The sequence below is a fragment of the Acaryochloris sp. IP29b_bin.137 genome, from assembly GCF_028285745.1.
GTDB lineage: Bacteria > Cyanobacteriota > Cyanobacteriia > Thermosynechococcales > Thermosynechococcaceae > Acaryochloris.
In genome coordinates, this window is the sequence record NZ_JANQOP010000350.1 from 1 (window position 1) to 15,591 (window position 15,591).

Genomic DNA, 15,591 nt, shown 5'->3' on the forward strand with positions numbered 1-15,591 from the left:
GACAATGGCCATAATAGCCTCCATCATAGCGGCCAAAGGCAGTGGGTGGGAGATCCCCCCAAATCCCCCACTATCCTTTAACGCAGACCACTTGCTTCAGGGTGGCGACCACCTCTACCAAGTCGGACTGATTCGCCATCACTTCTTCAATCGGCTTGTAGGCCCCTGGAATTTCATCCAGAATCCCCTTGTCCTTGCGACACTCCACCCCTTGGGTTTGTTCAATCAAATCATCCAGGGTAAAGTGCTTTTTCGCCTTGGTCCGAGACATGGTCCGCCCCGCCCCGTGGCTACAAGAGCAATAGCTTTCCAGATTCCCCTTGCCTTTGACAATATAGGACTTCGCCCCCATGGAACCGGGAATAATGCCATAGTCCTCTTGGCGAGCCCGGACCGCTCCCTTACGGGTAACGTAGACCTGCTCCCCATAGTGCATCTCTTGCTCTGCATAGTTGTGGTGACAGTTAACGGATAGCACCGGCTTGGTAGGTTTGCCCCCAGCCAAACGCTTCTCCACAATCCGCTTAAAGCGGGCCATCATCACCTCACGGTTATAGCGGGCATAGTCTTGGGCCCACTGCAAATCCCACCAATAGGCGGCAAATTCAGGAGTGCCCGCCACAAAATAGGCCAAATCTAAATCCGGCAATTTCATCTCCGCCAGCTTGGCTAGCTCCTTCGCCGTTTTGATATGGTTTTGAGCCAGCATATTGCCAATATTGCGAGAGCCGGAATGCAGCATTAGCCACACCTGATCTTCAGAATCCACGCAGACTTCAATAAAATGGTTGCCCCCACCCAAAGAGCCCATTTGCCGTAAGGCTTTTTTCTCTAGGTGCTGTACCCCAGAATGGAGATGTTTAAAATCTTGCCAGCGCTGCCAATTGTAGACCGACTTATCCGCTTCATCGTTTTGGTTGAAGCCCACCGGAATCGTGGCTTCAATATCCAAGCGGATTTGCTTGAGGACTTTACTATCCAACTGGTTGGCAGTGAAGGGCGTTTGAACAGCCCCCATGCCACAGCCAATATCAACGCCCACGGCTGCCGGAATCACCGCATCTTTGGTGGCAACCACAGATCCCACCAAAGCCCCTTTCCCTAGATGCACATCCGGCATTAAGGCCACATGCTTATAGACAAACGGTAGGGAAGCAACATTCTTTGCCATTTGGGTTTCTGCTGGCCCCAAATCATGATTAGCCCAAGACAGGACTGACTTTGGTGCTGACAGCTTCAGTTGTTGGTAAGACATGGTTTCACCCCCATCCACAAATAGCAAAGACTTACAGCAACATTCCCATATCTATATTCAGATGCATTGCAGGAACAACTGTAGTATATATACTACAAAATATTTTAGCATTCGGCAACCCTTCTTCCAGTTCCTCCCTCAGCCTAATCGCCAATTTCAACACACCATATCTGGATAATGTTGTATTAACTTCATTAGAAGGGAACGATCACCACAGGGGAATGGTTACAGCAATATTTTGGAAGTATGGCGGGCATGTACGGGCAGCAGTTAACTGCTAGGTTGAATTCTATAGGTTATGGCGTTGTCCCATTCAAGTGTTGTGGTTAAATTACCTCACCCATTAGAACCCTCCACTGGCGATATTCGAGCCCCTCAAAAACTAAGATTTGCCAAAGGCTTGATGGGACGTTGGCCCAGAATTGGTGCTTTGTTGGTAAGTGATTTCTTGGCCTTGGGCATTGCTTGGAAAATTGCTGCTCGGTTTAATCAGTTTTATGCGCCTATCCCACCTCAATTGATTTGGTGGTCTTGGTTAGGGCTACCTAGCTTATTTTGGGTGTTTTCAAGCCTGATGGTTATCGTTTTGGCCTGTGGTGGACTGTACAACACTTCAGGGGCCTGGAAACACTACGTTCGCGCCGGCCAATTGGTCAGCTTGACGTACCTGTGGTCCTTAGTGATCAGCTATTTTTATGATCCCAAGCTCGATGCACCGCGATCGCTATTTTTTACAGCTTGGTTTGGCAGTGTGGTAATGGTGATCGGGTTACGACTGATTACAACCCTTGCCTTAGAACAAATTGGTCTCTTCCACCGCAGCAAAATTCCGGTCTTTATTATTGCGCCTGCGGATCGCTTACCCGTGCTCGCTAAAGTGATTCAGCAGCAGTCACAGTATCGGATTGTTGGTGCCGCCCTTTCCTCCACAGCCAATGCCAATAGCATGATGCAGTTGATTTGCAAGACGCCAGCGGTCGAAGTGTTGGCAGAAGGTCTACCCCAAACGGATTTGGCCTCAATGCTGTATTGGCAATTGAGACGAGAAGGAATTACCCTCCGCCTCTTACCATCCAGTATAGAAATGCTCCATCGCCGGGGCATTCCTGAAATGTTTGCCCATATTCCCACCTTGCGGACCGAAGCCCCTCTATTGGGTGGACTCGATTATCAGGTCAAGCGCTTGATCGATATTTTTGCTGCCCTTGGATTGCTGATTTTGTTGATGCCCGTATTTGTGGGGATTGCTGCTGCCATTAAGCTCACGGCCCCCGGACCCGTTTTCTTCTGTCAAGAGCGAGTTGGGCTGGGCGGACAGATCTTCCAAATGTGGAAGTTTAGAACCATGGTGGTTAATGCAGAGGTACTCCAAGCCCAGTTGGAATCCCAGAATCAAAATAAAGATGGCATTCTCTTTAAGGTCAAAGATGACCCCCGTCTGACAAAGCTAGGGAAGTTCTTGCGTCGTACTAGCTTAGATGAACTCCCTCAACTGATTAATGTTCTATTGGGACAAATGAGCCTGGTAGGACCGCGCCCGCTGCCCATTCGGGATGTAGAGCGGTTCGACTCCTGGCACCATATTCGCCATCACGTTGTTCCCGGCATGACGGGATTATGGCAAATTTCAGGCCGCTCTCAAGTAGGCAACTTTAATGAAGCTGCTCGCCTAGATCTGTATTACATCGATAACTGGTCGCTGAACCTTGATCTCGAGATATTGGTGGAAACTGCAAGAATTGTGCTATTTGGCTATGGTGCGTATTGAAGCGCAGCGGAATAGACCCACCATAAAAATAAAGTCCCTTCGGTATTAACGACCATCGTGCCTTAATCCAAAGGTTTAGACTCGTTAATTTGCGTCTTGCTCTTTCGAGACAAGTTGCCGTTTCGAGGACTTAACTGAGCTATACGGGGGGATCGATAGCCCATCTATATAAGAGTATAAACTGATTTATTCTCCATGACTACAAAAAGCCATTAAATTTCTATTTAAATTGTTCAATGGAAATACTTTAATTACGTCAATCCCTTGTAGAGCATGGACTCAAGAAGATTAATATTTCCTTACAAAGTTTTTTCTGTAATTTCTGAATATCAGAATATATTGCCAGACTTAAAAAGTCCTGGGCCTTCTGTTTGCTTATTTCTAACGAGTTTACTTCCATGGACAGTCTAAGAGTAGCGAATCACTGCTCAGTCGTCCTTATGATTTAAGTATCATTGACTCAGATCAAGTGCAATGCTGTGATACATCTGATCGGTTGTTTCGCTAAAGCAGTGTCAGGACTGTTTAAGACCATTGGCCTGGTAATGGCCTGCAAATAGTAGGGCGAGTTAGGTAGAATTTGCCGTCAAAATTAGCTTGCCAGCGGGTTTCTCTTGCTATCCAGGATCGTAAAGTCATCGAGGTCGTCATCCACTGGATGAGCATTGACGGGTGGAATACTGGGACGATCGAGAATGCTATCCAGTGAGGCTAGGGAGGCTGCCAGATCCTGATGATCTACAGGGTAGTCACAAATCTTCTCAAACAGTGACTGTAGGTGTTCTACAAATAAGTCGAGTTTCTCAGAAAGCTGATCGCAAGGTAAAGCGGGTAAAATCCGGCCTAGACCACTAGGGAGAGTAGCAGGCGTTTCCACAATAGCAGCTTCGGCGTTCGAACTCAGGGTTAGAAATAGAGGAAGTTGGGGGTACGTATTGTTACACCATGTACAGAAAGCCAAAGCATCTCCCCGATAGGCATCGATATTCACTAAGAGTAAATCAGGAAGAACATTAGCTGTTGCATCCAAGTTGATTCGCTTTTGTAAATCTGAAGAAGGGGGAATCCAACGCACATCAAACCCTTGTGAGCAGAGAATCTCCTGCCAGATAATGCCTTGAGTTGCAGATTCTTGCATCATAAGGACTTGTTTGGGTCGAAAAGGGACGGTTGATCCAGAATGTGTGACATAGGGGAAATGGAACCGGATATCTGTGGCTCCAATGGTAATCACATCTCCATGCTTCAGAAGTAACGGCTCAGTAACTCGTACGTGGTTGACCTGAGAGCCATTACTACTATTGAGATCAACAAAGTAGCAATGACGATTATCGACGACCTCCAGCTTGGCATGGTGTCGCGACACTGACCCCTCGGACAAGACAATAGCGTTGATCGAGCTTCGCCCAAGTGTCCAGGTTTTTTGAGTGGTGAGATCAATAGGTTGTGCGGTTTCAGCAGCAGCAATGATCAGTTTGGGCGTCGGTGAAGCGGTCATAATCAAGATCTAGTGGCAAAGGCATGGGGTCCATAGTCTTAGTATGGGAAATCCCACCGCCTGAACAAACATCTAATACAAAAAACACTGAGGTTGTTTGGCAGATAATTTTTCGGGTCTCCCTGTCTGGGTGAAATCGGCCCAGTGCTGTGGATGTGAACCTTTGCTGTTAGCCTTTTAAGGTGACTTGGAGAGCCCCTGGTTCGGCAGGATTGCCGTATAGCTCAACTCCCCGATTATTGGCAGCCAGATGTCGCACGATTTTGTAGATCGTTTCGACCTGCTCGGGTGCTCCTGCCTTCGCTGCCAAACTTTCGATCGGTAGGGGCGTTAGGGTATTTTTAAGGACTTGAACAACCTGATGTTGCAAGGCTAAGGTGGCAGCAGCCGCTTTTTTCCCTGCCTCAACCCCCGGCTGGTGATAGGCATTGATATTGATCAAAAAGGCATAGAGGCCGACCGACCGCTCATATAAAGCAATCAGAGCACCAATATGCTTAGAGGTCACTTCTGGCAGGGTAACGGTAATGGAGTCGCGGCGTTTCTCATACAGGGCCGACCGAGTGCCTAGAAGGAAACCTGAGAGATAGTCTCCTGAGGTGACACCAGATTCTACTTCCACCCGAGGGCCTTCTCGATCCTTTAGAACTTCGATAAAGGTAAGGAAGAAGTTAGGAATGCCTTCCCGCAGTTCTTGGACATAGGCATGTTGGTCCGTTGACCCCTTGTTGCCGTACACCGCGATCCCCTGATGCACAATAGTGCCGTCCAGGTCCTTTTCCTTACCCAAGGATTCCATCACCAACTGTTGGAGATAGCGGCTAAACAGCATCAGGCTATCTTTGTAGGGCAAAATCACCATGTCTTTTTTACCCTGGCCTTCTCCGGCAAAGTACCAAGACAGAGCGAGTAGTGCCGCCGGATTTTTTTTCAGATCGTGGACGCGGGTGGCTTCATCCATTGCCTTAGCACCCGCCAGCATTTCTCGGATGGCGATTCCTTGGAGCGAGGCGGGGACCAATCCTACTGCTGACAGTTCCGACGTTCGTCCGCCGACCCAGTCTTGCATGGGGAAGGTGGCTAACCAGCTTTCGCTTTCTGCCATTTGGGCGAGTTTGCTGCCGTCTCCTGTGACTGCGATCGCATGTTGAGAAAAATCCAATCCCAAGGTTTTGTAGCGGTTCTTGACCTCTAACATGCCATTCCGCGTTTCGGGGGTTCCCCCAGACTTGGAAATGGTAATCACCAGGGTGGTAGCCAGTCGATCTTGAAATAAATCTAAGATTCGATCAATCCCGGCAGGATCAGTATTGTCAATAAAGTGGGTTTCTAGGGCCGGATGGAGGGCAGCCAACGCCTGGGAGACAAACTGAGGCCCAAGGGCAGACCCGCCAATGCCAATGGAGATCACGTCTGTAAAACGGGGGGCAGTTGGCGGTTTGACCCGACCTGCATGCACATCGGCAGCGAAGGCTTCTATTTTTTCGATGGTAGAGGTAATCTCTTTTTGGAGATCGGGCGTGGGCGCAAGGTCTGGATCGCGCAGCCAGTAGTGACCGACCATCCGATTTTCGTCCGGGTTTGCGATCGCCCCCCTTTCCAGGGCATCCATTTCCACAAATGCCTTATCAAATTTAGGTTGTAATTTCTCCACAAAAGCGTCATCAAAACTCATGCGACTGATGTCGACATAGATACCTAGATGCTCGTGGTAGTAAAGCCAGTCTTGATAGCGTTGCCAAAGGGCGGCTGCATCCATATATCGTTCCTGAGTGAGATGGTTCGTTGATGATTAAACCATAGCGTGCAGCCCGGAAAGGTGACCAAATATTCGGATGGGCTTTAGCATTTCTGGACAGAGGAACTATCCCCCGGCCTGATAAAATCCTGAAGACGTTGATTGAGGCGGCGCATCTGCGCTTGGATTCCCTAGCACGCCTATGGAAGTTGGCTATTTCGTTTCTCTGGCACTTTTCACCACTATTTATGCCCTGTTCAGTCTAGGTCTGAACTTGCAGTGGGGCTATACCGGGCTGATTAACTTTGGTCATATTGCCTTTATGACGATTGGGGCCTACACCACCATTGCCTTAACCCTGCCCAATTTTGTCAAGGAAATGCCTCAGCGACTGATGGAGCAATATCCAGTGATTGAAAGCCAAGCATGGCTCGCTTCCATCTTGAAGGGTTTGGGAGATATTCTGCCAGAGCAGGTTCCTATAGTTATTGCTGTAATGATTGGCGCGGGATTGGCGGCATTGCTGGGATTAGCGATTGGCACCAGTACCCTACGTCTGAGAGAAGATTATCTATCCATTGTCACCATTGGTGTATCCGAAGTTGTACGACTGGTGGCGGTTAATGAAGAATGGCTGACACGAGGACCTCGTGGCGTTTTCAACTATCCCCTACCCTTAGCCAAACTACAGCCCAATCTCTTTATTAAAGGTGTGATGATTGCCTCCCTGGTCCTGGTATTAGGGTTGGCCCTCTGGCGACTCTGGCAATGGCTACTCCAACAGCCCCAACGAGAAGGACACGCACCTTTATCCCCAGCCCTGTTTGTGGGGTATGTGATCTGTTTAATTGGAGTGGCAATCTGCTGGTGGCTTTCCTTTTCCCTCAGTCTCACCATTGAGATGCCATCCTATTTACAAGAACTTGTTTTGCTGATGATGCGGCTCGCTATGGCAGCTCCCCTGGCCATTGTGGGTGTCGTTCTAGTCTATGCATCCTGCCGACAAACCGTTCAGCAGCTCCGCGCCCAGCCTTTCAATACCCACCTCAGTTTGTTAACCGTGACGATGGGCATGGGATTGGTGGTGATGTTTTTTGGCGCTCTGATCATGGGTTTGGGATTTGAAATCAAACTTTTAGGTATCCATATCATTGGGAGTAGCGAATATACCTACAAAGCTGGACTGCTTTGGCTGTTAATTCTGACCGTTGCTGTGATTTTCTGGCAGTTAGAACGATGGGTGAATTCGCCCTGGGGTCGGGTGTTGACCTCAATTCGCGAAGACGAAGAAGTCGCAAAGGCCCTGGGCAAAGATGTGTTTCGCTACAAGCTGCAATCCTTTATGTTAGGGGGTGCGATCGCAGGGATTGCCGGATCTTTTTATGCTTGGCAGCTCACCTTTATTAATCCCGATGGCTTTATCCCCCTGCTCACGTTTCAAGCCTGGATTATTATTGTGGCTGGAGGCGCAGGCAACAACGTCGGTACCCTCTTAGGGGCTGGAATTTTTTGGGCCTACAATGAGGTGACTCGCTTTATCCTGCCCAATATTTTGCCTCTTGACGATGCCCGACTGGGGGCCTTTCGGGTGATGGTGATTGGCCTGATGCTGATTATTTTGATGATGTGGCGGCCTCAGGGGCTGCTGGGCAAGAAGGAGGAACTCACCCTTGGACGATAAGCGCCAGCAAGATCCTCAGGTCCAACCCGAAAACCTATTGTTGACGGCCCAAGGACTCTCCAAAGCCTTTGGCGGCATTCAAGCGGTTAATAATGCCGAGATTCATGTCCCGGAAGGCCAGATTGTCGGGTTAATCGGTCCCAATGGAGCCGGGAAAACGACCTTGTTTAATTTGCTATGCAACTTTATTGCCCCTGATCACGGTCGAATTATTTTCAACGGCAGACCGATTGAGCGTTTGCAACCCCATAAAATTGCTCTTCAGGGCATGATTCGCACCTTTCAGGTAGCTCGCGTTCTATCCAGACTGTCGGTTTTAGAGAATATGCTACTGGCTGCCCCAAACCAAACGGGGGAAAAACTGCACAATACCTTTTTCCAAGCCCATATCATTCGCCGACAGGAGAAAGAGCTGAAAGAAAAAGCCCATGTCATATTAGAATCTGTGGGCTTAGCTGCTAAAGCCAAAGATTATGCAGGTGCTCTTTCGGGTGGTCAGCGAAAGCTACTGGAAATGGCCCGCGGACTGATGGCCGATCCAAAGCTGATGCTGCTGGATGAACCCGCTGCGGGAGTTAATCCCACTCTGATTCAGCAGATTTGTGGGCATGTTGAGCGGTGGAACGACAACGGCATTACCTTTTTAATCATTGAGCACAATATGGATGTAATTATGTCCTTGTGCGATCGCGTTTGGGTATTGGCCGAGGGGCAAAATCTGGCAGTTGGCACCCCCGCTGAGATCCAGTCCAACAAGGAAGTGCTAGAAGCCTATCTAGGGCAGTAGTCAAGCGCTCCATTTATTTGGCTCTTGATTGATGCTTACCGAAAGGGAGGCTTAAGCAGACTCTAGCAGTTCAAGTAAATCTGCTTCCGATAGTTGCTTGATGCCTAGGGATTGGGCTTTGGTCAGCTTCGATCCGGCATCTGCACCCACAACAACGTAGGACGTATTTTTACTCACTGACCCCGTTACTTTCCCCCCTGCATCTTGGATCAGTTGTTTGGCCTGATCCCGTTTCAACGTCGGCAACGTTCCCGTAATCACAAAGGTCTGACCCGATAAGGTTTGGGGACGAGTCAGTTCAGCAGTTGTCGAGGTAAACTGCAGGCCCGCCGCCTGTAAGCGTTGAATCAGGGTTTGATTTGTGGGGGTTTGGAACCATTCATAGACGGATTGGGCAATTTCTGGACCAATACCGTGGATGGTGGCAATTGCATCTCCGTCTACGGCCATTAATGCGTCTACGGTTGGATAGTTTTCGGTCAGTAATTGAGCGTTAACACTGCCCACATGCCGAATGCCCAAGCCGTAGAGAACCCGATGCCAAGGCTGTTGTTTGGAGGTTGCGATCGCACCCACGATCTTCCGAGCCAGTTTCGTCCCCATCCGCTCCAAAGCCATCAGCTGGTCTTCTGTCAGTTCATACAAGTCAGCCACGGACTGCACCATTTGGGAATCAGCCAGTTGACCGACAATCTTTTCTCCCAACCCATCAATATCTAAAGCGCCTCGGCTCACCCAGTGAATCAGCGAACCGCGCAAGATCGCTGGACAAGAGGCATTGACACAGCGGGTCACCGCTTCCGATTCGAGCTGCACGGCAGGTTGTCCACAGCTCGGGCATACGGTGGGCATCTGGTAGGGCTGAGCCCCCGCAGGTCGCAACTCAGGCAGAACCCGCAACACTTCAGGAATAATTTCTCCGGCTTTACGAACCACGACCGTATCGCCAATATGGATGTCGAGTTCCGAGATGCGATCGCGATTATGCAGCGTCGCTCGCGAGACCGTTGTCCCCGCTAACTGAACGGGTTTAAATTCAGCGACGGGGGTGAGAGCTCCAGTCCGTCCCACATTGACCGTAATCTGTTCGATGCGGGTAGCCGCTTCTTCCGGTGGATACTTCCAGGCAATCGCCCAGCGGGGAAACTTCTGGGTAAACCCCAGTTCGTCTTGTACCCCTAAGTCATCCAGCTTAATCACCACCCCATCGGTCAAATAGGGCAGATCGAGACGTTTTAAAGACCAGTCATCATAGTAGGTCTGCACCTCTGCCAGACTTCCGCACTGGCGTCGGTTTGGATTAACCCGAAAGCCCAGCTGCTTTAGGGTTTCTAAAGCTTGCCATTGGGTTTGGGGAAGGGCCAAATCATCTGTGGGACCAGAAATATGAATCGTATAGGCAAAGAAATCCAGCTTGCGCTCGGCCACCACCTTGGAGTCAAGCTGACGGAGGGTGCCAGCGGCAGCATTGCGGGGATTGGCAAACTCAGCCTCTCCTGCCTGAATGCGATCGCGGTTAATTTGATCAAATACTTGTAGTCCTAAAAATGCTTCCCCTCTCACCTCTAGCCATTCAGGCGGATGTTCAATATTCAAGCGCAGAGGAATGGAGCGGATCGTTCTTACATTTTGGGTAATCTCTTCTCCCTTGGTGCCATCCCCACGGGTAGTGCCCCGCACCAATAACCCGTTTTCATAGGTCAAGGCCAACGCCGATCCATCGATTTTGAGTTCAGTCACATACCCCGGCTCTTTGTTGAGGTTGGGGACTAATTTATGCCAGCGCTCATCCCAGGTATCCATATCCCCCCGGTCAAAAGCATTTTCCAAGCTATAAAGGGGAATCCGATGCTGAACCGAAACAAATTGAGTCGCAGGCCGCTCCCCCACCCGCTGGGTAGGGCTATCCGGCGTAATCATTTGGGGATACTGGGTCTCCAGATCGACCAGCTCGTGATAGAGCTGGTCATAGACGGCATCTTCCATCAGGGGAGCATCCAGCCCGTAGTAGGCATAGCTCGCTTTTTGCAGCAACTGTCGCAGCTCTTGCACCCGCGCTTGATCTGAAGAGGATACTGTGTTCACAGTCCGCAAAATCTCCCAAAGTTTTGGTTCGGCAATTTCATCTCAGTTAGAGATATCCAGAAGCTAGGGTATATCCCACTCTGGTTTAGAGGTATAAAAATGAACAATCACTGAAGGAATGGATTGATCGAAATCGGTGTTTTTTGCAGCTTCGCCCTAGCAGGAGGGACAAAGCGGAAGGCATCGGCAGGGACCGAGGAAGGATTGGTGTACTGAATCACCTTCTCTTGAACGTTAAAGTTTAAGGTTTTGCGATTTTGGCTAGCAATTTGCAAGTACTTAATTTCAGATGTCAAAGCATCAATAAAGGCCTGCAGTTGATATCCCTTCGTTTGATCCAAATAGGAGTAGGTGGTATATTTAGCCCCCTCTAAATATTGGGTATCAGACTTGAGTTCAGCCTGATCCGGCGCAAGCTTAGTTTCCAAAATCTCCACCAATTTGTCTTCTGGTACAGTCACCAACAGAGAAATATTGTCCTTTCCGGCACTATTGCGGATTGTTGAAAACAGTCTGGATAGCATCCCAGACAGGAAATTGTCATTGGCATCTTGGAATTGCTGGTAGTTGCTAACCGAGTAGATATTGTTGACGAGGTCGTGAGTCCACACTTGAAGACCATCCGAAACCAGCAGATACCCTCTCCCCACGTTACCGGCATCATTGATAAAAGTAATTTGGGTTCTAAACCGATTGGGTTCTTCTGCAATCGTTTGGATTTGAGCCACTGAGATCAGACTGGCCCCCGGTGTATTCGCTTTTAAGGTCAACTCAGACTTCAGTAAGTAGCGATCATTCGCTAAGAACTGCCGCATCGCTCGAATAAGTAGACCATAGTCAACCTTTTTCTCGGTGGGATGGACAAACGGTCTGGCAACAATCGGACCAACAGGCCGGGAAGGTTGGGACCATACGGGTTGTGAGAGTAGACCCAGCGCACAGATCGAACCTAGGCTAAGGATCCAATGGCCAGCACCTCTCGTCATATCCATTAACCACCCTTGTCACCTGTTGTTTCTCCACCGTTCTAGCTTGGATTTTTCACCGAGGCCAGTCGTGTTCGGATTTGTTGACGAACATCCGAATAGGCATAGGCTCTACCATCCCCCTGTTTTTGCATATGCTTAACGACAAATTCTTGATTATCGAGATAGGCACCAACGCCAAACTGTTCCGCCGCATTTTTAAAGGCATCAGCAATAGCTCGTTCAATCGGGGTGCCATAGGTTTGCTTTTCGGGGTAGGCTTTATCGTTGCCAACGCCTTCACGGGTTAGGCCCTCGATGGTGAGCTGACAGCGCACCACTACATACTCCCCAACAATGACCGGATCGCTGTAGGACACGGACCAGTCTGGACAAACCTCATTGAGCCGTTTCCGAATTTGCTGCCACGGGATAAAGAACCATTTACCGCCTCCTGGCAGGGTTCGATCTTGATGATCTGCGGCTGGGAAGGGGGCTTTGAGCTGGTCTAGGAGTTCAGTCTTCATGGACAATTCTTTTGCAGTATATTTGTACTATATTACATCAATATAAATACAGTGACAATAAGCAAATTACCGAAACCATTTATCAGTCTTTGGTCGACGATTCCTTAAGGTTTATTGCAGAATCCCCTGAAACCCTTATTCCTGTGTGAACCTAAAGATTAGTAAATTTAAGTCAAAAAAGCTTAAGAAGCGCGACAAATGGAACAACATCAAAAGCAAACAGTGGTGGTTACCGGAGCGTCTTCAGGCGTCGGTTTATATGCAGCTAAAGCCTTAGCCCTTACCGGGAAGTGGCATGTGATTATGGCTTGCCGCAATTTTCTGAAGGCAGAAACGGCTGCCCAATCTGTGGGGATTCCCCGGGACAGTTACTCGGTGATCCATCTTGATCTAGCTTGCTTCGAAAGCATTCACCGATTTGTCAAAACCTTTCGGGAAATGGGCCGTTCGTTAGATGCCCTCGTCTGTAACGCTGCTATCTATATGCCTCTGCTCAAAAAGCCCTTATACACAGCAGAAGGGTATGAGCTAAACGTAGGTACCAACCATTTAGGTCATTTCCTGCTCTGCAATCTGATGCTGGAAGACTTAATGCGGTCTGGGTATGATCAGCGTCGTCTGATTATCCTGGGGACAGTAACCGCCAACCCCAAAGAGCTGGGTGGCAAAATCCCCATTCCTGCACCACCTGATTTAGGTGATATGAGAGGTCTGGAAGCAGGCTTCAAAGCTCCTATTTCCATGATTAATGGCAAGAAATTTAAGCCAGGTAAAGCCTACAAGGACAGCAAGCTTTGCAATATGCTGACCATGCGTGAACTCCATCGTCGCTACCATGACGCTACGGGAATTACCTTCAGTGCCCTCTATCCCGGATGTGTGGCAACTACAGGGTTATTCCGCAATCATTTTGCGCTGTTTAGATTCCTGTTTCCGAAGTTCCAACGCTTTATCACGGGTGGCTTTGTGACGGAGGAACTGGCTGGAACTCGAGTGGCACAGGTTGTTTCTGATCCACTCTTCGGTAAGTCTGGTGTGTACTGGAGCTGGGGGAATCGCCAGAAAGAAGGTCGTCCCTCCTTTGAGCAGGAGATGTCGAATGAGTCTCTAGATAATGCCAAAGCCCAACGACTTTGGGAATTAAGTGCAGGTCTGGTGGGTCTGTCCAGCCAAGATACGTCGATGCCCCAAATGAGTACGTCCCGTTAATTCAGATAGACTTTGGTATCCAAACAAGAGGGCCGTGGGATTCCACAGCCCTCTTCCGGTTTAAATCAAGCTCATCGCTTAATGCATAAGATCTAAAGTGTTGATTAACCCAGGAAAACAGAGCTGAGAAGAGATAAATTCGAGCAAATAGGAAAGGGTAGGCGTCATCTAGGCACAGCCAAAAGTCAGAACTGAAATTAACCCTGGGCATATCGGTAGGTGATTCTTACCTGCTGTACGGTAATGGTTTCACCTTCAGTAAAGGTGGCTCGCTCTGTTTCGACCAGTCCATAGGTCTCAAATTCAGCCAGTTCCATGGGTGACAAGGGCCAGGGTGGCCCCTCACACGCTTGTTCATCGGCACGAATTCGGGTGATGACGAGAAGCTGTCCCGTTTGAGCGACTAGCGGTGCGATCGCACCCACGACTTGCGATCGCAAATGGATGGGCAAGGCCTGGATATTTCGGCATTCGTACACCAACTCAAAGGTTTGATTCCAGCTTGGATCTAAGTGGAATAGATCGGCGACTTGGTAGTCCACCGCTGAATTGGGAAAGCGTTGGTGGCACCATGCGATCGCAGTGGGTGATACATCAAATGCAGTCACCTGATATCCATGGGCTTGCAGAGCTTCAGCATCATTTCCCAATCCGCAGCCAATCACCAGGGCTTTGCTCTGAGCTGGAGGCTGAGGTTGTCCTGGAAGCCAAGCTTGTAAATAAGGATGAGCCGTTGCTTTGGCCCATGGCACTTGATCTGCATTGCCACTAGCTTGAGCATATAGAGGCTCAAACCAAGCGTAGGGCTGGTTTTGGGTTTGGGCTTCCGAGGCTAAAGATTTCACCCGATTTTGCACAGAGAGGGGTTGTTCTTCAAACATAAAGTTGCACCGTTTTTTCTCAAGTATTACAGGGCAGACTAGTAATACATGATCGAACAAACCAGCTTGGGGGGCAGGTATGGCGAACTCAGAGCACTTGCAAATCCTGGAAAAAGGAACTGAAGCTTGGAATCAATGGCGGAAAGACAACCCAACAGTCAGTCCAGACTTACAAGCGGCCAATCTGAGTGGGAAAGACTGTTGCGAGATTAACCTCAGCGGGGCCAACCTTACCCAAGCCAACCTTAGCCGCACTTTTATTCGCTGGGCCAATCTAAGCCAAGCCCAATTGGTCGGCGCACAGTTAACGGGGACAGATTTAAGTGGCACCAACCTGGAACATGTAAACCTCAGCCAAGCCAACCTGCAAGGGGCGACGATGCGATGGGTCGACCTCTCCTTTGCCAATCTCACCCAAGCCAATCTTCAGGGAGCAACCCTGAGTGGTTCAAACCTCTGTCATTCCACCTTAGCGGAGACGGATTTCAGACGGGCTGAATTTCGCTGGGCCGATATGCGAGGGGCTGATCTATTAGAGGCAGACTTAACCTGGGCTGATCTGCGAGGGGCTGACCTCAGATCGGCTGCCCTTGAATCGACGATTGCCATTGCAGCAGATTTTACCCAAGCCATTTTTACCGGGGCTTGCTTGCAAAATTGGGACATTAGTATTGAAACTAAGCTTGATGATATTGAGTGTCTTCATATTTATCTCAAGGCGGACCAACAGGATCGTCATCCCCCCGAAGGGGACTTTAGCGCTGATGTGTTTAGAAAGCTAGTGCAACCGAAGCTAGCAACCCTCGATTTAATTTTTATGGATGGTATTGATTGGCTAGCTTTTTTACAGGCATATCAATCGCTACGTACCGAATTTAATCAGAACGAGATTGAGATTCGCGATATTGAAAAAAAGCACGGTGGAACTTATAGTATTCGCCTGAAAGTGGATGACCATTCAGATCTAGTGAACATTGAAGCTTTTGTCAAACAGGCTTACGACAAACAACTTCTGACGACTGGCAAGGTTTGATGCAGAATGCTATCAAGATTGTTGGAAAAATAAGCATATTCAAGCATCTATTCCATAGAGGCCATTTTTTTGGATATATGGGTTGCTTTTTATCCCAAGGCGAATAATGCTGATATTGATGTAAAAACCGTATTCTTCTTGGAACAATTGCAATTCTCGGGATA

The 15,591-nt window shown here is 49.0% G+C and carries 12 protein-coding genes and 1 riboswitch; of the genes, 5 read left to right on the plus strand and 7 right to left on the minus strand.

Features of this window, described 5'->3' with window-relative positions:
• Nucleotides 1-70: 70 nt before the first annotated feature.
• Nucleotides 71-1,255: an RtcB family protein gene (locus Q0991_RS23565; protein ID WP_299493262.1), complete on the minus strand. Its 1,185-nt coding sequence runs from the start codon at nucleotides 1,253-1,255 to the stop codon at nucleotides 71-73.
• 322 nt (nucleotides 1,256-1,577) lie between these two features.
• Between Q0991_RS23565 and Q0991_RS23570 the strand changes: the two genes are divergently transcribed.
• On the plus strand, nucleotides 1,578-3,023 hold the full coding sequence (locus tag Q0991_RS23570; protein WP_299493264.1) for a sugar transferase: 1,446 nt from the start codon (nucleotides 1,578-1,580) through the stop codon (nucleotides 3,021-3,023).
• Nucleotides 3,024-3,061: 38 nt separating this feature from the next.
• Nucleotides 3,062-3,152, minus strand: a riboswitch (cyclic di-GMP riboswitch).
• 463 nt (nucleotides 3,153-3,615) lie between these two features.
• Here Q0991_RS23570 and Q0991_RS23575 read toward each other — a convergent pair.
• Complete coding sequence (locus tag Q0991_RS23575; protein ID WP_299493266.1) at nucleotides 3,616-4,521, minus strand: FHA domain-containing protein; 906 nt, start codon at nucleotides 4,519-4,521, stop codon at nucleotides 3,616-3,618.
• A 169-nt stretch (nucleotides 4,522-4,690) separates the two neighbouring features.
• The gene (locus Q0991_RS23580) at nucleotides 4,691-6,280 is read right to left on the minus strand and encodes a glucose-6-phosphate isomerase (protein ID WP_299493268.1); all 1,590 of its coding nucleotides are present in this window, start codon (nucleotides 6,278-6,280) and stop codon (nucleotides 4,691-4,693) included.
• Nucleotides 6,281-6,461: 181 nt separating this feature from the next.
• Between Q0991_RS23580 and Q0991_RS23585 the strand changes: the two genes are divergently transcribed.
• Both Q0991_RS23585 and Q0991_RS23590 read left to right on the plus strand, forming a co-directional pair.
• Nucleotides 6,462-7,940, plus strand: a complete 1,479-nt coding sequence (locus Q0991_RS23585; RefSeq protein ID WP_299493270.1) for a branched-chain amino acid ABC transporter permease — start codon at nucleotides 6,462-6,464, stop codon at nucleotides 7,938-7,940.
• Nucleotides 7,930-8,727: an ABC transporter ATP-binding protein gene (locus Q0991_RS23590; RefSeq protein WP_299493272.1), complete on the plus strand. Its 798-nt coding sequence runs from the start codon at nucleotides 7,930-7,932 to the stop codon at nucleotides 8,725-8,727. Before Q0991_RS23585 ends, Q0991_RS23590 begins: the two co-directional genes overlap by 11 nt.
• A gap of 51 nt (nucleotides 8,728-8,778) precedes the next feature.
• On the opposite strand, the gene ligA is transcribed toward Q0991_RS23590, so the two are convergent.
• From ligA to Q0991_RS23605, 3 genes are all read right to left on the minus strand, one after another.
• Complete coding sequence (ligA, locus tag Q0991_RS23595) at nucleotides 8,779-10,812, minus strand: NAD-dependent DNA ligase LigA (protein ID WP_299493274.1); 2,034 nt, start codon at nucleotides 10,810-10,812, stop codon at nucleotides 8,779-8,781.
• Nucleotides 10,813-10,919: 107 nt separating this feature from the next.
• Nucleotides 10,920-11,798 carry a hypothetical protein gene (locus tag Q0991_RS23600; protein ID WP_299493277.1) on the minus strand — a complete coding sequence of 293 codons (879 nt, stop codon included), beginning with the start codon at nucleotides 11,796-11,798 and terminating at the stop codon, nucleotides 10,920-10,922.
• Nucleotides 11,799-11,839: 41 nt separating this feature from the next.
• On the minus strand, nucleotides 11,840-12,304 hold the full coding sequence (locus Q0991_RS23605; protein WP_299493279.1) for a Rad52/Rad22 family DNA repair protein: 465 nt from the start codon (nucleotides 12,302-12,304) through the stop codon (nucleotides 11,840-11,842).
• Nucleotides 12,305-12,502: 198 nt separating this feature from the next.
• On the opposite strand from Q0991_RS23605, the gene Q0991_RS23610 reads away from it, so the two are divergent.
• On the plus strand, nucleotides 12,503-13,513 hold the full coding sequence (locus tag Q0991_RS23610; RefSeq protein ID WP_299493281.1) for a protochlorophyllide reductase: 1,011 nt from the start codon (nucleotides 12,503-12,505) through the stop codon (nucleotides 13,511-13,513).
• 197 nt (nucleotides 13,514-13,710) lie between these two features.
• On the opposite strand, the gene Q0991_RS23615 is transcribed toward Q0991_RS23610, so the two are convergent.
• On the minus strand, nucleotides 13,711-14,394 hold the full coding sequence (locus Q0991_RS23615) for a methyltransferase domain-containing protein (protein ID WP_299493283.1): 684 nt from the start codon (nucleotides 14,392-14,394) through the stop codon (nucleotides 13,711-13,713).
• A gap of 79 nt (nucleotides 14,395-14,473) precedes the next feature.
• Between Q0991_RS23615 and Q0991_RS23620 the strand changes: the two genes are divergently transcribed.
• Nucleotides 14,474-15,427 carry a pentapeptide repeat-containing protein gene (locus Q0991_RS23620; RefSeq protein WP_299493286.1) on the plus strand — a complete coding sequence of 318 codons (954 nt, stop codon included), beginning with the start codon at nucleotides 14,474-14,476 and terminating at the stop codon, nucleotides 15,425-15,427.
• Nucleotides 15,428-15,591 lie beyond the last annotated feature (164 nt).